Raw genomic sequence first — 15,692 nt, forward strand, 5'->3', positions numbered from 1 at the left:
TGTGCTCGGGCCACATGCCGCAGGACGAGGAGAGCAAGCGCCTGCCCTTCGAGGCCGCGGCGGCGGGGGCGGCGGGGCTGGAGACGCTGCTGCCGGCGGCGCTGCGGCTGCATCACGCCGGGATCATGGGGCTGCCGGCGCTGTTCCGCGCGCTTTCGCTCAACCCGTCGCGGCTGCTGGGGCTCGAGACGGGGCGGCTGGCGCGCGGGGCGCCGGCCGATCTGGTGCTGTTCGACCCGGACGCGCCCCATGTGCTCGACCGCACCACGCTGCGCTCGAAGTCGAAGAACACGCCCTTCGACGGCGCGCGGATGACGGGCCGCGTGCTGCGCACGGTCGTGCGGGGGCGGACGGTGTTCGACCGCGCTGCGGAGGGTTGACCCGGTGTTTCACGACATTCTCGGCGTCGAGCGCGCCGCGCCCTGGCTCGCGCTGGCCTTTCTCATCGGCTATCTGCTCGGCGCGATCCCCTTCGGCGTGCTGGTGGCGAAGGCGCGGGGCCTGGGCGATCTGCGCGCGATCGGCTCGGGCAACATCGGCGCGACCAACGTGCTGCGCACCGGCGACAAAAAGGCGGCGGCGGCGACGCTGATCCTCGACGGCGCCAAGGGGGCGGTCGCGGTGCTGCTGCTCGCGGTCTGGGGGCCGGCGGCCTCGATGCTGGCCGGGCTCGGGGCGTTTCTGGGTCATCTGTTTCCGGTCTGGCTTCGGTTTCGCGGCGGCAAGGGCGTGGCGACGTTCATCGGGATCATGCTCGCGCTGCACTGGCCGACCGGGTCGATGGTCTGCGCGACATGGCTCGCGACGGCGGTTCTCACCCGCATCTCCTCGGCCTCGGCGCTGGCGGCGGCGGCCTTGGCCCCGGTCTGGCTGATCGTATTCGACCGTTGGGGCGAAGTGCTGCTCGCCTGCGTTCTGGCGGCGCTGATCTGGCTGAAGCACGAAGCCAACATTCGCCGCCTGCTGCGCGGCGAGGAGCCCCGCATCTCCTTCGGGCGCGCGCGTGGCTGAGCTGGCGGCGCTGCGGCTGGCGCGGTCGCGCAATGTCGGGCCGCGCACATTCGCCAGGCTGATGGCGCGCTTCGGCGACGCCGAGGCCGCGCTCGACGCGCTGCCCGAGATCGCCGCAGGCGCCGGGCTGAAGGGTGTCGAGGCCTTCCCCGAGGCGGACGCCCTGCGCGAGATCGAGGCGGGCGCGCGGGTCGGCGCCCGGTTTCTGATCGTCGGGAATGCGGGCTATCCGGCGGCGCTCGCCGAAATCCCCGATCCGCCGCCGGTCCTGTGGGCCTTGGGCGACCCGGCGCTGGCGGCGCGGCCCTGCGTCGCTGTGGTCGGCGCGCGCAACGCGTCGGCCTCGGGGCGGCGGATGGCGGGGATGCTGGCGCGCGGCCTCGGCGCGCAGGACTTCGCCGTCGTCTCGGGCCTCGCGCGCGGGATCGACGCGGCGGCGCACGAGGCGGCGCTCGAGACCGGGACCGTCGCCGTGCTGGCGAGCGGCGTCGACGTGATCTACCCGCCCGAGCATGACGCGCTGGCCGCGCGCATCGCCGAGGCGGGCCTCATCCTGTCGGAGGCCGCGATGGGCGAAGCGCCGACCGCCCGCGCCTTTCCGCGGCGCAACCGGATCGTCTCGGGGCTTTCGGCGGGGGTGGTGCTGGTCGAGGCGGCGGAGCGGTCGGGCAGCCTGATCACCGCGCGCATGGCGCTGGAGCAGGGGCGCGAGGCGATGGCGGTCCCCGGCTCGCCGCTCGACCCCCGGGCCGCTGGCTGCAACGCGCTGATCCGCGAGGGCGCGGCGCTGATCCGCTCGACCGAGGACGTGGTCGAGGCGCTCGGCGCGCCGGCGTCGCGGGCGCCCGCGGCCCGTAGCGCGGCGGCGCCGGCGCGCCCCGTCCCCGCGCCCGCCGCGGCGCCGGCGGCGTCCGGGTCCGCGCTGCTCGACCTGCTCGGATCCGCCCCGGTCGCTTTCGACGCTCTGGCCGAGGCGTCCGGCCTCGGCGCCCGCGAACTGTCGGCGGCGCTGCTCGATCTGGAGCTCGAAGGGACGGTGACGCGCCTGCCGGGGGACCTGTTCGCCCGCGCGCCCTCCCCGCGGTGAAAGACCGGTTCCAGCGCCGCAGACCCTGTGCGCGGGGCCTTGGCTGCGCTAGAAACCCGATGAGTCGAGGGCGCGAGCGCCTGTCACCGCTGTCCGGGAGATCTGCATCATGGACGCTTCCCTGCGCGACGCGCGCTTCTTCACCGACACGCTGCACGCCCGCGATCCCGAGCTCGCCGCCGCGATGGACGCCGAACTCGGCCGCCAGCGCGACGAGATCGAGCTGATCGCCTCGGAGAACATCGTCAGCCGCGCCGTTCTGGAAGCCCAGGGCGGCGTGATGACCAACAAATACGCCGAAGGCTATCCGGGCCGGCGCTATTACGGCGGCTGCCAGCATGTGGACGTGGCCGAGAGCCTCGCCATCGAGCGCGCCTGCAAACTGTTCAACTGCGGCTTCGCGAACGTCCAGCCGCATTCCGGCGCGCAGGCCAATCAGGCGGTGTTCCTTGCGCTCCTTCAGCCCGGCGACACGTTCATGGGGCAGGATCTGGCGAGCGGCGGGCACCTGACCCACGGCGCGGCGCCCAACCAGTCCGGCAAGTGGTTCGATGCGGTGCAATACGGCGTCACCCGCGACACCAACCTGCTCGACTACGACGCGATCGAGGCGGCGGCGCTGGCGTGCGAGCCCAAGCTGATCATCGCCGGCGGCTCGGCGATCCCGCGCATCATCGACTTCGCCCGCTTCCGCGCGATCTGCGACAAGGTCGGCGCGTTGCTGATGGTCGACATGGCGCATTTCGCCGGGCTGGTCGCGGGCGGGCAGTATCCCAACCCGCTGGAGTTCGCGGATGTGGCGACCACGACCACCCACAAGACGCTCCGCGGCCCGCGCGGCGGCATGATCCTGACCAACCGCGAGGATCTGGCCAAGAAGTTCAACTCCGCCGTCTTCCCCGGCCTTCAGGGCGGCCCGCTGATGCATGTGATCGCCGGCAAGGCGGTGGCCTTCGGCGAGGCCCTGCGCCCCGAATTCCGCGCCTATGCCGCGCAGGTGATCCGCAACTGCCAGGCGATGGGCGAGGAGCTGGTCGCGGGCGGGCTCGCGCTGGTGACGGGCGGCACCGACACCCACCTCGTGCTCGTGGATCTGCGCCCCAAGGGCGTGACCGGCGCCGCCACCGAGAAGGCGCTCGGCCGCGCCCACATCACCTGCAACAAGAACGGCGTCCCCTTCGACCCCGAAAAGCCGACGGTGACCTCGGGCGTGCGGCTCGGCTCGCCTGCGGGCACCACCCGCGGCTTCGGCGAGGACGAGTTCCGCGAGATCGGGCGGCTGATCGTCGAAGTGGTGGACGGCCTCGCCGCCAATGGCGAAGAGGGCAATGGCGCTGTCGAGGCCGCGGTGAAGGCCAAGGTGCAGGCGCTGTGCGACCGCTTCCCGATCTACGAGGCGCTGTGAGCCTGCGCCGCGCGCTGAGGGCCGCGGCCTTCGGAGCGGCGGCGCTGGCGCTCGCCGCCTGCGCGGGCCGCCCCGATCTCGCGGACTACGCCGAGGCCGGCCCGCCCTTCGCGCCGGAGGTGTTCTTCGACGGCGAGCTGACCGCCTGGGGTCTCTTTCAGGACCGCTTCGGCGAAGTCCGCCGCAGCTTCGTCGTCGACATCGACGGGGACTGGGACGGCGAGACGCTGACGCTCGACGAGCGCTTCACCTATGAGGACGGCTCGACCGAGCGGAGGGTGTGGTCGCTGCGCAAGACCGGCCCGACGACCTGGGCCGGCTCGGCGGAGGGCGTGATCGGGCAGGCCACCGGCGAGACGCGCGGCAACGCCTTCACCTGGGCCTACGAGATCGACCTGCCGACGCCGGACGGCGTGCTGAACGTGTCGATCGAGGACTGGATCTGGGGCATGGACGGGCGCGTGGCGATCAACCGCGCCTATGTCGACAAGTTCGGCGTCGAGATCGGCCAGCTCAGCATCTTCTTCCTGCGCGACGCGGCGCTAGAGGGGTAGCGGCGCAGCCGGAGGTCGCCGCGAGTGTCCCCCGTGCGTCAGCCCTGCGCCCCGATCTCCGCAAGCGCCGCTTGCGTGGAGGCGAGCAGCGGCTCCAGCCGCCCCGTCTCGCGCGCGGCGAGCGACTTCTCCGTCTCGCCGACATAGCCGCGCCTCAGCGGGACCGCGTCGCGCTCGCGCCCGAGCTGGAGTTGCGCGACGCAGGACGAGCCGTGGCGGAACGCTCCTTCGCTCGCGGCGAGATAGAACTCCCACATCCGCTTGAACCGGTCGTCATAGGCGGGGGGCAGCGCGTGCGCGGTCGCGAGGAAATTCTCGCGCCAGACCCGCAGCGTGTCGGCGTAATGCACGCGCCAGATTTCGACGTCGAGCGTCCACAGCCCGGTGGTCTCCACCGCCGCCAGCATCTCCGACATCGACGGCGCATAGCCGCCGGGGAAGATGTGCTTGCGGATGAAGGGGCCGGTCACGCCGGGCGGGGATTTTGTCGAGATCGAGTGGATCAGCGCCACGCCGCCGGGGCCGAGGCGGTCGCGGACGGTCAGGAAATACTCCGGCAACCGTCCGACGCCGACATGTTCCAGCATCCCCACCGACACCACCCGGTCGAAGCGCTCCGCCACCGCGCGATAGTCGCACAGCCGGAACTCCACCCGGTCGGCCAGCCCCGCCGCCTGCGCCCGCGCCTGCGCGACCTGCAGCTGCGCCGGCGACAGGGTCACTCCCACCACCCGCGCCTCGCAGATCGCGGCGAGGTAGAGCGCCATGCCCCCCCAGCCGCAGCCGATGTCGAGCACCCGCATCCCCGGCGAAAGCGCGAGCTTGGCGGCGATGCGGCGCTTCTTGGCGGTCTGCGCCTCCTCCAGCGTCTCGACGCCTTCGGACCAGTAGGCGCAGGAATACTGCATGTCGCGGTCGAGCATCCGCGCGTAGAGGTCCTCGCCGATGTCGTAATGCGCCCGCGCGTTGCGGCTGGCGCGGGCCAGCGTGTTGTCGGTCAGGAACCGCCGTCCGCGCCGCGCCAGCGTCCGCCAGAAGATCTGGCTCGGCGTCAGGTCGAAGGCGCGCTTGTTGACGTAGAACACCTCGAGCAGATTGGCGACCGACCCTTCCTCCATGGTCAGCGCGCCGTCCATGAAGGCTTCGGCGGCGTTCAGTTCGGGATTGAGGAAAATCCGCCAGTCGAAGGCCGGGTCGGAGATGCGGATCGCGGCGGACGGCCCGTCGCCGTCGCCGAACTCATGGCGTTCGCCCTGCGGCCCCGTGACGGTCAGCCGCCCCTTGCGGACCGCTCGGGCGAGCAGTTTCGGCAGAAAGCGCATCGCGCCCCCCTTGCGCGCCGTTCTTCCGGCGCGCGTCGCCTCAGGCGCCGAGCCCGTCGAGATCGGCGATGAAGCGGTCGATGTCGCCGCCGCGCCGCTCGACCATCGCCGCGAACTCCTCGCGCTGCGAGATCGACAGCGACACGCCCTCGGCGATCAGATCCACCAGCTGCGGCCGCCCCGAGCGGTCGTCGACCAGCCATTCCACGGTGATGTCGGCGGCGCTGGGGGATTTCAGCAGGCTGCGCACCAGCACGCCCTTGCGCCCGACGTCCTGCGATCCGACGACTTCGATCACCTGACCGGAATACTCGCCGACCCGCGCCGCATAGACCCGCGCGGCGTAGTTCTCGAAGGCGCTCACGAAGCGGGCCTGTTGCGCCGGGTCCATCTGCCGCCAGTTCACCCCCATTGTGAAGCGCGCGATCGCGTCGAGCGCCGCCTTCTCGCGCAGGAAGCGCAGGAACTCGTCGGCGCGCGCGCCCTGCCGCGCGTCGCGGCGCACGATTTCGGTGGCCTCGTCGATCAGGGCGCGGATGAAGCGCTCGGCTTCGGCGGGGGCGAGCGCAGCGGCGGGGCGGGCGATCAGCGCTGCGGCGCCGGTCGCCCCGAGTGCGAGCGCGTCGCGGCGGGTGAGCGGTGTCGGCATGGTCATTCGTCCTCGTCGAAGATGTCGGGCAGCGCGCCCGGGTCGGTCTCGCCGCCGCCGACTGCGCGCCGCCGCGCCTGCACATAGGCCGACCGCACGGTGGCGTAGCTGTCGGGCGAGTCGTAGAACAGCGTCTGGAACAGCTCGTCGTTTCGGCTGCGCAGGTCGACGATCGGAAGGCCGAGCCGCGCCGCCTCGATCGCCACCTCGTCCGAGATCGCGATGAAGTTGAACGGATCGATGGCGAAGTCGACGCCCAAGCCGACCGAATCGCGCGCCGTGGACGGCCCGAGGAGGGGCAGCATCACGAAGACGCCCTCGCCCGCGCCCCAGCGCGCGAGCGTCTTGCCGAAATCGTTGGGCTGGTAGGGCAGGCCGAGCTCGGTCGCCGGGTCGAGCACGCCGGCCCCGAGCGCGGTGTTCGCGACGAAGCGCAGCACCGTCTCGCCGGCGCCTTCCAGATCGCCCTGAAGCACGTAGTTGACCGCGTCGACCGGCAGCCGCAAATGGCGATCGAGGTTGTAGATCAGATGCTTGAACAGCGCCGGCGTCACCGCGTCATAGGCCTGAGAGGCCGGGCGGATCAGCACCTGGTCCCAGCCGCGGTTGAACTCGTGGATGTCGCGGTTGAGCCGTTCATAGGGGTCCGCGATCAGCGCGCCCTCCGGGGCCGCCGCCGTGCATCCGCCCAGCGCCGCCGCAACCAGCGCCGCCGCCATTTTCGCCGCGACCCGACCGCTCCGCATCGCTCAACCCCCGCGCGACCCTGCAGCACGCCGTTTGCTGCGCATGAGGGAACCTACGACAAGTCCGGGGCTGCGCAAGGCGCCCGGACGCATCCGTCGGCGCGCTGTGGCGAAGATGAGTCCCTCGCCGCGAAAAATGGCGCCCCGCGAAAAATGGTGCTAGAGGCGCTGCGATCAGCGGTCGCGGGCCGCGTGAGCGAGGACGCGGGAGATGCGGGCGAGAGCGATGATCGGCAGGCCGGAGTTGCGCGGCGCGCTGGGCGCCTCGCGCGCCCTGTTCGTCAATGTCGGGCTGTTCAGCGTGTTCGTGAACCTGCTGATGCTGACCGGCCCGATCTTCATGCTGCAGGTCTACGACCGCGTTCTGGCGAGCGGGTCGGAGGCGACGCTGGCGACCCTGTTCCTGCTGATCACCGCGCTGTTCGGCCTGATGGGGGTGCTCGACTTCGCCCGCACCCGGGTGCTGGCGCGCGTCGGCGCGCGCTTTCAGGCGCTGCTCGACCGGCGGGTCTTCGAGGCGGTGCTGCGGCGGTCGATCTCGCCCGACGAGCGCGGCAGGCATGCGAGCGGCATGCGCGACCTCGAGGCGATCCAGCGCGCGCTGTCGGGGCCTGCGCCCTTCGCCTTCTTCGACGCGCCCTTCGCGCCGCTGTTTCTGGCGGCGATCTTCCTGTTCCACTGGTCGCTGGGCCTGCTCGCAATTTGCGGGGGTCTCGTGCTGTTCGTGATCGCACTTCTGAACGAGCGCCGCTCGCGCGAGCCGATGATGGCCGCAGCCGAGGCTTCCGCGCGCTCCGAGGGCTTCGCCGAGACGTTGCGGCGCGAGGGCGAGACCGTTCAGGGGCTGGGCATGCGCGGCGCGGCGATCGCGCGCTGGGGCAAGCTGCGCGACGACACGCTCGGCGCCCAGATCGCCGCGTCGGACGCGACGGGCGGCTACGCGATCACCTCGAAGACCCTGCGCTTCTATCTGCAATCGGCGATGCTCGGGCTCGGCGCGCTGCTCGCGATCGAGCAGATCATCTCGCCGGGGATGATGATCGCGGCGTCGATCCTGATGGGCCGGGCGCTGGCCCCTGTCGAGCAGGCCATCGCGCAATGGTCGGTGATGCAGCGCGCCTTCAAGGGCTGGACGTCGCTGGCCGAGCTTCTGGAGAAGACCCCGCCGCCCGAAAGCCGCACCGAACTGCCGACGCCGCACGGCCATCTCGAGGCGCAGGGTGTGACCGTGGTCGCGCCGGGAGCGACCGCGCCGACGATCCGCAACGTCTCCTTCAAGATCGGCCCCGGTCAGGCGCTGGGGGTGATCGGCCCCTCGGCATCGGGCAAGTCGACGCTGGCCAAGGCGCTGGCGGGCGTCTGGCGGCCCTACGCCGGCGCGATCCGGCTCGACGGCGCGGCGCTCGACCAGTTCGAGGACGACGCGCGGGGCCGGCACATCGGTTATCTGCCGCAGGAAGTCGCGCTGTTCGACGGCACGGTCGCCGAGAACATCGCCCGCATGGCCGAGCAGGTCGACGACGCGGCGGTGGTGCTCGCCGCCCAGCGCGCCGGCGCGCACGAGATGATCCTGAACCTGCCCAAGGGGTACGACACGATGATCGGACCGGGCGGCGGCAACCTGTCCGGCGGTCAGCGTCAGCGCTTGGCGCTGGCGCGCGCGCTCTATGGCGATCCGGCGGTGGTGATCCTCGACGAGCCGAATTCGAACCTCGACGCGCAGGGCGAGCAGGCGCTGGTCGCCGCCATCGCCGATCTGCGCAAGCGCGGGCGCGCTGCCGTGGTGATGGCGCATCGGCCTTCGGCGATCTCCGCCTGCGACATGCTGCTGATGCTGGAAAAGGGTGCGCCGCGCGCCTTCGGCCCCAAGGATCAGGTGCTGCGCGAGACCACCGCCAACTATCCCCAACTCGTCGGCGGCGCGCCGGCCCAACCCGCCCAGTCCGCCCAGTCCGCCCAGTCCGCCCAGTCCGCTGCGAAGCCCTCGGCCCAGGGGCCCGTTCAGGCCACGGCGCGCCTCGGCGAATCTATGACCGCCCGCGTCGCGCCGGTCGCGCCCGGCCCGAGCCGCCCCGGAGGACAAGCCGAATGACCGCCCAGCTCAGACTTGAGGGCCCCAGGAACCCGACGGCGCGCTGGAGCGCCGGGCGCTATGTCGCGATCGGGCTGATCGGCGTCGTCGTGCTGGTGTTCGGGCTCGGGGCCTGGTCGGCCTTCGCCTCGATCGCCGGCGCGGTCGTCTCGCCGGGTCGGCTCAAGGTCGAAGTCAACCGGCAGGTCGTGCAGCACCTCGAAGGCGGCGTCGTCTCCGAGATCGCGGTCGAGGAGGGCCAGCAGGTGCAGGCCGGCGAGATCGTGATGCGCCTCGACAGCTCGCGCCCGCGCGCCGAACTCGCCATCATCGAGAGCCAGCTCTTCGAGACGATGGCGCGCATCGCCCGGCTCGAAGCGCAGATCGCGGGCTTCGACGCGCCGAATTTTCCGGCGGAGCTTCAGGAGGTCGCCGCCGCCCGTCCGGAGGTCGAGGCGCTCGTCGACGGGCAGCGCCGGCTGTTCGACGCCCGCCGCGACACGGTGGAGCGCGAGACCGAGCAGCTGCGCGAGCGCCAGACCCAGATCGCCGAGGAGATCGCCGGCGCCGAATCGCAGCGCGAGAGCCTGTCGATCCAGCTCGGCTTCATCCAGCAGGAGCTGACCGACCAGCGCAGCCTGCTCGAACGCGGCCTGACGCAGGCGAGCCGGGTGCTGGCGCTCGAACGCGAGAAGGCCCGGCTCGACGGTCAGACCGGCGCGCTGACCGCCCAGATCGCGCAGGCGCGCGGGCGCATCACCGAGATCGACATCCAGATCACCGGTCGCGACGCGACGCGGCTGGAGGAGGCCATCGGCGAACTTCGAGACCTCAAGACCCGCGAGGCGGAGCTGCGCGAGCGCCGCCTCTCGGCGCAGGAGACCCTCGACCGACTCGACATCCGCGCGCCCCGCTCCGGGATCGTGCTCGGCAAGACCGTGTTCACCGTCGGCGCCGTGATCCGGCCCGCCGAGCCGGTGATGTACATAGTGCCGACCGAGGAGGCGCTGGTGGTCGAGACCCGCATCGACACCACCAGCATCGATTCGGTCTATCCCGGCCAGCCGGCGCGGCTTGTGTTCAGCGCCTTCAACACCCGCACCACGCCGGAGCTTTTCGGCACGGTCGGCCGCGTCTCGCCCGACGCGCTGACCGACGAGGCGACGGGGATGAGCTACTACACCGCCGAGATCGACATCGAGGACTCCGAACTCGCCAAGCTGGAGGGGTTGAAGCTGATCGCCGGCATGCCCGTCGAGGCTTTCATCCAGACCGGCGAGCGCTCGCCGCTGAGCTACATGCTCAAGCCCATGACCGACTTCTTCGAACGCTCGATGCGCGAGCAGTGACCCCCTCACGGAGACCCCAGACCATGCCCGGCGCCATCGACGCCCGCCTCGCCGAACTCGGCGAAACCTTGCCCGACGCGCCTGCGCCGGCGGCCAACTACGTCCCCTGGGTGCGCTCGGGACCGCTGCTGTTCGTCTCCGGGCAGATCTCGATGGATGCGGGCGGGATCGTGAAGGGCCTGCTCGGCGCCGACATGAGCGTCGAACAGGGCGCGGCGGCGGCGAAGCTCTGCGCGCTCAGCCTGCTGGCGCAGGCGCGCGCCGCCTGCGAGGGCGATCTCGACCGGGTGCGCCGGGTGGTCAAGCTGACCGCCTTCGTCAACTCCGCGCCCGGCTTCTCGGACCAGCCGAAAGTCGTCAACGGCTGTTCGGACTTCCTGGTCGCTGTGTTCGGCGAGGCGGGGCGGCATGCGCGCTCGGCGGTGGGCGCGGCGCTGCCCTTCGGCGCCGCCGTCGAGATCGAGGCGATCTTCGAGATCGCATGACGCTTCCCCCGGGCTTTCTGCGCGCGCCCTTCGCCCATCGCGGCCTGCACGACCGGGCGGCGGGGCGCGTCGAGAACAGCCGCGCCGCAGCCGACGCGGCGGCGCGCGCGGGCTATGCGGTCGAAATCGACGTGCAGCTGTCGTCGGATGGCGAGGCGATGGTCTTCCATGACGCGACGCTGGAGCGGCTGACCGGCGCCGCAGGCCCGCTGCGCGCCCGCTCCGCCGCCGAGTTGTCGCGCCTGCCCTTGCGCGACGGCGCCGAGACGATCCCGACGCTCGCGGAGATCCTCGCCGTGCTCGACGGGCGGACGCCGCTCGTCGTGGAGGTGAAGGATCAGGGCGGCGCGCTGGATGGGCGCGGGGTCGGGCCGCTGGAGGCGCGGGTGGCGGCGTTGCTGGCGGCGTATCCGGGGCCCGTCGCCGTGATGTCGTTCAACCCGGCCTCCGTCGCGGCCCTGCGCGACGCAGCCCCCGCTCTCGCCCGCGGCCTTGTCGCCGGGGCGCCCGAGGTCTTCGCCGAGGACGGCGCCGCCTCTGAGCGCTGCGAGGCCCTCGCCGCGCTGGAGGATTTCGCGGCGGTCGGCGCCTGTTTCGTCTCCTACGACGCCCGCGCGCTGCCTCAACCGCGCGTCGCCGCCCTGCGCGCAGCCGGGGCGGGCGTTCTGAGCTGGACGATCCGCACGCCGGCGCAGGCCGCGCAGGTCGCCCCGCATGTCGATGCGATCACCTTCGAGGGCTTCCTTCCGGCGCCCGGCCCAACCGGGGCCCGTTGACGCGCCGCCCCGTCGCGCCATCCTCATCCGGGTGGCGAGGGGAGGCGGCGATGGCGGACGGCGCGGAGCGGGAGAGCATCGTCATCGAGACGCGCGAGAGCGTCGGAGAGCTCGCCCCCGGAGACTGGGACGCCTGCGCTGCCCCCGAAGCCGCCGATGGCGGCCATCCGCGCGACCCGTTCGCGACGCACCGCCTCCTGAGCGCGCTGGAACGCAGCGGATCGGTCGGCGGGCGGACCGGCTGGACGCCCCGCCCGCTGCTCGCCCGCGCCGGGGACGGTCGGCTGCTGGGCGTCGCGCCGCTCTACCTCAAGAGCCACAGCCAGGGAGAATACGTCTTCGATCATGCTTGGGCGCATGCGTGGGAGCGCGCGGGCGGCGACTATTATCCCAAGCTGCAATGCGCCATCCCCTTCACCCCCGCCACGGGCCGGCGCTGGCTGACCCGCCCCGGCCCCGAGGCGGAGATCGCGGCGGATGCGCTGCTGCAGGGCGCGGTGGAGCTCGCCGCGCGCAACCGGCTGTCCTCGCTGCACGTCACCTTCTGCACCGAAGCCGAGTGGCGGCGCGGCGGCGAGCTTGGCCTGCTGCAACGACAGGACCAGCAGTTCCACTGGGAGAATCGGGGCTACGGCGCTTTCGACGATTTCTTGGCCGATCTCGCAAGCCGCAAGCGCAAGCAGCTGCGCAAGGAGCGCGAAACGGCCGTCGCGGGCGGCGTCGAGATCGTCCGGCTGACGGGCGACGCCATCGAACCCGAGCATTGGGAGGCGTTCTGGCGCTTCTATCAGGACACCGGCGCGCGCAAATGGGGCCGACCCTATCTGACCCGCGCCTTCTTCGAGGAAGCGCAGACGCATCTGCGCGACGACGTCCTGCTGGTCATGTGCCGGCGTGCGGGGCGGTGGATCGCCGGCGCGCTGAACTTCATCGGACGCGAGACGCTGTTCGGCCGATACTGGGGCTGCGTCGAGGAGCATCCCTGCCTGCATTTCGAGACCTGCTACTATCAGGCCATCGAGGCGGCGATCGAGCTCGGTCTCGCCCGCGTCGAGGCGGGCGCGCAGGGCGCGCACAAGCTCGCCCGCGGCTATCTGCCGAGCCCGACCTACAGCCTGCACTGGATCGGCGACCGGGGCTTTCGCGCCGCCGTCGCAGACTATCTGCGCCGCGAGCGCGAGGCCGTGAGCGAGGAGATCGAATTCCTCCTCGAGCGCGGCCCGTTCCGCAAGGAGGGATGATGGCCGACCGTCTGACCGACGCCGAGCGGGCCGCGGCGCTTTCCGAACTCGCCGCTTCGGGCTGGGTCCACGATCCGGGCCGCGACGCGATCTCGCGCGGCTTCCGCTTCCGCGACTTCTCCGAGGCCTGGGGCTTCATGAGCCGCGCCGCGCTCGCGGCCGAGAAGCTCGACCACCACCCCGAATGGCGCAACGTGTATCGCGACGTCGAGGTGACGCTCACCACCCATGACGCCGGCGGGCTGACGGAGCTCGACCTCCGCCTCGCCCGCGCGATGGACGCGCTTGTCTGAGCGTCACTCGGGCTTGCAGATCTCGCCCGCCGCGATCGCCGACGCCGTGCGCGCTGCAAGCCCCAAGATCAGCGCAGCCAGCGCGACCCACAGCCCGTAGCCGATCCAGGCGAAAACCGCCGAGCCGGTCTTTTCGGCGTAGAGGAAGGTCGAGATCGTCAGCGCCGCCACCGGGAAGGACAATGCCCACCACGACAGCGCGAAGGGCAGTTTCGAGAGCTTCACGGACTGGGTCGCGACGATCCCAAGGAAGACGAAGCCGAGATAGAAGGTTATCCGCGCGAAGGCGTCGATCTCGCCGCCGAGCTTGATCCAGGCGATGAAGGCGACGGCGGGCGGGGCGATGAGGATCATCAGGGTCGGCGCCAGCCGGCCCGGCAGCGGATCGTGGAACACCAGCCGGTTGAACACCAGCGTCAGCAGCACCAGCCAGAACAGCAGCCCCGCCGAATAGAACAGCCAGGACAGCTCCACGAAGCCGAGCTGCGCGCCCGCGACCGGCGCCACGATGTTGCCAACGGCGGGAATGAACCACGCCGGGTTGAGGTGGACGTGCTGGAACGGGCGATGGCCGATCCAGTTCGCCACCACCGCCAGCATCAGCCCCGCCTGCGCCGCCGCCCCCGCGAGCCACACCACCCGAGCCAGCGCGGGCGCGATGGGCGCGAGGATCGTCGCGAGCAGCAGAAGCGAAATCGAAATCGCGGGAAAGAAGGCGATGCGGATCGGGTGCGCCCATTCCGCGCGCACCGACGGCCCATGCGCCGCCGCCTTGGTCGCATAGAGCGCGGCGATGGCGAGAAAGGCGACCGCCGCCGCCGCGCCGATCCCGTCGGAGAGCGCTGGGCCCAGATGCAGCGCATGCTCGCCCGCCCGCGTGGCCAGCGCGAAGCCGCTCAGCCCCATGACGATGGCGAAGAAGGAGATGGGGAATTCGGCGAGCCTTGAGTGCTGCGGCGCAGCGATGTCGGTCATGGCGCGATGTCCTGCGAAAGGTGCGACGGGGCGGGCCGGCGCAAAGCCGACTCTTCCATTCAGATTTGCCGCGCTTCGCCGCGCGACGGAATGATCCATGTCAATTCCGCGCAGCGCAGGACGCTGTAAACCTCGTCAAAGCGGCCAACCGGAAGCGCCTTTTTGACGAGGGGGAGGAGCGCGCGATGCATCTGACGATCAGGTCGAACCATGCGATGCGCCTGCTGATGTATTGCGGTCTCAATCACGGGCGGGTCACCCCCGCCGCCGAGATCGCGCGCGCCTGCAACTCGTCCGAGGCGCATCTGGGCAAGATCGCCAACTGGCTCGCCCAGCACGGCTATGTCGAGACGGTCCGCGGGCGCGGCGGCGGCGTGCGGCTGACGCGGGCGCCCTCGGAGATCAGCGTCGGCGAGATCGTGCGCGGCACCGAGACCGGCTCGTGCATCGTCGAATGCCACGACGCCGAGACCAACACCTGCCCGCTGCGCGACGCCTGCAAGTTCCGCGGCGTGCTGGAAGGCGCGATGGGGGCGTTCCTGAAGGTGCTCGACACCTATACGCTCGCCGATCTGATCGAGGACGGCGACGATCTGCGCCGCCTGATGGGTCTGGAGCCCACCGAGCAGATGATCGCGGCGCAGTAGCGCCGCCCGCCGCGCGTCCGTCCTGTCGGAAAACTGTCACGCGCCCCTGTTAGGAGCGTCGGGCGGAATTCCAGCAGGAAGGACCACCGGATGACCATCCCCACGCTCGCGCGCCTCGGCGCCGCCGCGCTCCTCGCCCTCCTCGCGCAAGGGGCGCTCGCCCAGCCCACGGGCAAACTCGTACTCTACACCTCGCAGCCCAACGAGGACGCGCAGCGGACTGTGGACGCCTTCATGGCGGCCCATCCCGGCGTCGAGGTCGAATGGGTGCGCGACGGCACCACCAAGATCATGGCGAAGCTGCGCGCGGAGATCGCCGCCGGCGCGCCCCAGCCCGACCTGCTGCTGATCGCCGACACGGTGACGATGGAGGGGCTCGAGGCCGAGGGTCTGCTGCTGTCCCATCCCGAAGCCGACGTGTCGGCCTACGAGGCCGGGCTGATGGACCCCGAGGGCCATTACTTCTCGACCAAGCTGATCACCACCGGCATCGCCTACAACCCCGCCGCGCCGCTGAAGCCGACTTCCTACAAGGACCTGCTTGCGCCGGAGGCGACGGCGGCGATGACCATGCCGTCGCCGATGACCTCGGGCGCCGCGACCATCCACATGGTCTCCATCGCCGGGCACCCCGATCTCGGCTGGGACTATTACGCGAAGCTCGCGAAACAGGGCGCGCTCGCGCAGGGCGGCAATGGCGGCGTGCTGAAGTCGATCGCCGGCGGCGAGAAGCTCTACGGCTTCCTCGTGGACTTCCTCGCCATCCGCGAGAAGGCCAAGGGCGCGCCGATCGAGTTCGTCTTCCCCGAGGAGGGCGTGTCGGCGGTGACCGAGCCGGTCGCGATCCTCTCCACCGCGAAGAACCCCGACGCGGCCAAGGCCTTCGTCGATTTCCTGATCTCGCCGGAAGGCCAGACGCTCGCCGCCGAGATGGGCTATCTGCCGGCGCATCCCGACGTGGCGCCGCCCGCGGGCTTCCCCGACCGCGCGCAGATCAGGCTGCTGCCCTTCGATCCGGCGAAGGCGCTGGCCGAGGACGAGGCCAACAAGCTGCGCTTCACCGAGATGTTCGGCGGCTGAC

17 protein-coding genes are annotated in these 15,692 nt (G+C 71.4%); 13 read left to right on the forward strand and 4 right to left on the reverse strand.

The annotated features are described in order from the left end of the window. From V7Q31_RS04775 to V7Q31_RS04795, 5 genes are all read left to right on the forward strand, one after another. A partial coding sequence (locus tag V7Q31_RS04775) for an amidohydrolase family protein (protein ID WP_333832537.1) occupies window positions 1-380 on the forward strand: 380 nt, incomplete at its 5' end. A gap of 16 nt (window positions 381-396) precedes the next feature. Beyond that, complete coding sequence (gene plsY / locus V7Q31_RS04780) at window positions 397-1,011, forward strand: glycerol-3-phosphate 1-O-acyltransferase PlsY (RefSeq protein ID WP_333832594.1); 615 nt, start codon at window positions 397-399, stop codon at window positions 1,009-1,011. 1 nt (window position 1,012) lies between these two features. After that, complete coding sequence (gene dprA, locus V7Q31_RS04785; protein WP_333832595.1) at window positions 1,013-2,098, forward strand: DNA-processing protein DprA; 1,086 nt, start codon at window positions 1,013-1,015, stop codon at window positions 2,096-2,098. A 109-nt stretch (window positions 2,099-2,207) separates the two neighbouring features. Further along, the gene (gene glyA / locus V7Q31_RS04790; protein WP_333832538.1) at window positions 2,208-3,503 is read left to right on the forward strand and encodes a serine hydroxymethyltransferase; all 1,296 of its coding nucleotides are present in this window, start codon (window positions 2,208-2,210) and stop codon (window positions 3,501-3,503) included. Next, entirely contained in the window at window positions 3,500-4,057 is a 558-nt protein-coding gene (locus tag V7Q31_RS04795; RefSeq protein WP_333832539.1) for a DUF3833 domain-containing protein, read from the forward strand. Before glyA ends, V7Q31_RS04795 begins: the two co-directional genes overlap by 4 nt. Before the next feature lie 38 nt (window positions 4,058-4,095). On the opposite strand, the gene V7Q31_RS04800 is transcribed toward V7Q31_RS04795, so the two are convergent. Genes V7Q31_RS04800 through V7Q31_RS04810 form a run of 3 tightly spaced genes read right to left on the reverse strand, consistent with a single transcriptional unit; the run spans window position 4,096 to window position 6,774 of the window. Continuing rightward, on the reverse strand, window positions 4,096-5,379 hold the full coding sequence (locus V7Q31_RS04800) for a cyclopropane-fatty-acyl-phospholipid synthase family protein (RefSeq protein WP_333832540.1): 1,284 nt from the start codon (window positions 5,377-5,379) through the stop codon (window positions 4,096-4,098). Between the two features lie 40 nt (window positions 5,380-5,419). Beyond that, entirely contained in the window at window positions 5,420-6,034 is a 615-nt protein-coding gene (locus V7Q31_RS04805; protein WP_333832541.1) for an MlaC/ttg2D family ABC transporter substrate-binding protein, read from the reverse strand. After that, the gene (locus tag V7Q31_RS04810; RefSeq protein ID WP_333832542.1) at window positions 6,031-6,774 is read right to left on the reverse strand and encodes an MlaA family lipoprotein; all 744 of its coding nucleotides are present in this window, start codon (window positions 6,772-6,774) and stop codon (window positions 6,031-6,033) included. The genes V7Q31_RS04805 and V7Q31_RS04810 overlap by 4 nt, the downstream gene beginning before the upstream one ends. Before the next feature lie 226 nt (window positions 6,775-7,000). Here V7Q31_RS04810 and V7Q31_RS04815 point away from each other — a divergent pair, with 226 nt between their 5' ends. The 6 genes from V7Q31_RS04815 to V7Q31_RS04840 are packed head-to-tail and all read left to right on the forward strand — an operon-like array spanning window position 7,001 to window position 12,989. After that, window positions 7,001-8,866 carry a type I secretion system permease/ATPase gene (locus V7Q31_RS04815; RefSeq protein ID WP_333832543.1) on the forward strand — a complete coding sequence of 622 codons (1,866 nt, stop codon included), beginning with the start codon at window positions 7,001-7,003 and terminating at the stop codon, window positions 8,864-8,866. After that, entirely contained in the window at window positions 8,863-10,194 is a 1,332-nt protein-coding gene (locus V7Q31_RS04820) for an HlyD family type I secretion periplasmic adaptor subunit (protein WP_333832544.1), read from the forward strand. Before V7Q31_RS04815 ends, V7Q31_RS04820 begins: the two co-directional genes overlap by 4 nt. A 23-nt stretch (window positions 10,195-10,217) precedes the next feature. Further along, window positions 10,218-10,679, forward strand: a complete 462-nt coding sequence (locus tag V7Q31_RS04825) for a RidA family protein (RefSeq protein WP_333832545.1) — start codon at window positions 10,218-10,220, stop codon at window positions 10,677-10,679. Continuing rightward, complete coding sequence (locus tag V7Q31_RS04830) at window positions 10,676-11,455, forward strand: glycerophosphodiester phosphodiesterase family protein (protein ID WP_333832546.1); 780 nt, start codon at window positions 10,676-10,678, stop codon at window positions 11,453-11,455. The genes V7Q31_RS04825 and V7Q31_RS04830 overlap by 4 nt, the downstream gene beginning before the upstream one ends. 50 nt (window positions 11,456-11,505) lie before the next feature. Then, window positions 11,506-12,696, forward strand: a complete 1,191-nt coding sequence (locus tag V7Q31_RS04835) for a GNAT family N-acetyltransferase (RefSeq protein WP_333832547.1) — start codon at window positions 11,506-11,508, stop codon at window positions 12,694-12,696. Continuing rightward, a complete protein-coding gene (locus V7Q31_RS04840; protein WP_333832548.1) occupies window positions 12,696-12,989 on the forward strand; it encodes a 4a-hydroxytetrahydrobiopterin dehydratase in 294 nt (97 codons plus the stop codon). Before V7Q31_RS04835 ends, V7Q31_RS04840 begins: the two co-directional genes overlap by 1 nt. A gap of 3 nt (window positions 12,990-12,992) precedes the next feature. On the opposite strand, the gene V7Q31_RS04845 is transcribed toward V7Q31_RS04840, so the two are convergent. Continuing rightward, a complete protein-coding gene (locus V7Q31_RS04845) occupies window positions 12,993-13,964 on the reverse strand; it encodes an SLAC1 anion channel family protein (protein ID WP_333832549.1) in 972 nt (323 codons plus the stop codon). Between the two features lie 185 nt (window positions 13,965-14,149). On the opposite strand from V7Q31_RS04845, the gene V7Q31_RS04850 reads away from it, so the two are divergent. Together V7Q31_RS04850 and V7Q31_RS04855 are read left to right on the forward strand one after the other, a co-directional pair. Then, window positions 14,150-14,611 carry an Rrf2 family transcriptional regulator gene (locus V7Q31_RS04850; protein WP_333832550.1) on the forward strand — a complete coding sequence of 154 codons (462 nt, stop codon included), beginning with the start codon at window positions 14,150-14,152 and terminating at the stop codon, window positions 14,609-14,611. A 90-nt stretch (window positions 14,612-14,701) separates the two neighbouring features. After that, complete coding sequence (locus V7Q31_RS04855; RefSeq protein WP_333832551.1) at window positions 14,702-15,691, forward strand: ABC transporter substrate-binding protein; 990 nt, start codon at window positions 14,702-14,704, stop codon at window positions 15,689-15,691. Window position 15,692 lies beyond the last annotated feature (1 nt).

The organism is Rubrimonas sp. (assembly GCF_036788415.1).
Classification (GTDB): domain Bacteria; phylum Pseudomonadota; class Alphaproteobacteria; order Rhodobacterales; family Rhodobacteraceae; genus Rubrimonas.

What these genes read in the sequence shown, in the direction of transcription:
- V7Q31_RS04835 (WP_333832547.1), top strand. Translation starts at nt 11,506, where the DNA reads ATGGCGGACGGCGCGGAGCGGGAGAGCATCGTCATCGAGACGCGCGAG.
- V7Q31_RS04820 (WP_333832544.1), top strand. Translation starts at nt 8,863, where the DNA reads ATGACCGCCCAGCTCAGACTTGAGGGCCCCAGGAACCCGACGGCGCGC.
- V7Q31_RS04845 (WP_333832549.1), bottom strand. Translation starts at nt 13,964, where the DNA reads ATGACCGACATCGCTGCGCCGCAGCACTCAAGGCTCGCCGAATTCCCC.
- V7Q31_RS04800 (WP_333832540.1), bottom strand. Translation starts at nt 5,379, where the DNA reads ATGCGCTTTCTGCCGAAACTGCTCGCCCGAGCGGTCCGCAAGGGGCGG.
- V7Q31_RS04855 (WP_333832551.1), top strand. Translation starts at nt 14,702, where the DNA reads ATGACCATCCCCACGCTCGCGCGCCTCGGCGCCGCCGCGCTCCTCGCC.
- V7Q31_RS04805 (WP_333832541.1), bottom strand. Translation starts at nt 6,034, where the DNA reads ATGACCATGCCGACACCGCTCACCCGCCGCGACGCGCTCGCACTCGGG.
- V7Q31_RS04850 (WP_333832550.1), top strand. Translation starts at nt 14,150, where the DNA reads ATGCATCTGACGATCAGGTCGAACCATGCGATGCGCCTGCTGATGTAT.
- V7Q31_RS04830 (WP_333832546.1), top strand. Translation starts at nt 10,676, where the DNA reads ATGACGCTTCCCCCGGGCTTTCTGCGCGCGCCCTTCGCCCATCGCGGC.
- V7Q31_RS04825 (WP_333832545.1), top strand. Translation starts at nt 10,218, where the DNA reads ATGCCCGGCGCCATCGACGCCCGCCTCGCCGAACTCGGCGAAACCTTG.
- glyA (WP_333832538.1), top strand. Translation starts at nt 2,208, where the DNA reads ATGGACGCTTCCCTGCGCGACGCGCGCTTCTTCACCGACACGCTGCAC.
- V7Q31_RS04810 (WP_333832542.1), bottom strand. Translation starts at nt 6,774, where the DNA reads ATGCGGAGCGGTCGGGTCGCGGCGAAAATGGCGGCGGCGCTGGTTGCG.
- V7Q31_RS04840 (WP_333832548.1), top strand. Translation starts at nt 12,696, where the DNA reads ATGGCCGACCGTCTGACCGACGCCGAGCGGGCCGCGGCGCTTTCCGAA.
- V7Q31_RS04815 (WP_333832543.1), top strand. Translation starts at nt 7,001, where the DNA reads ATGATCGGCAGGCCGGAGTTGCGCGGCGCGCTGGGCGCCTCGCGCGCC.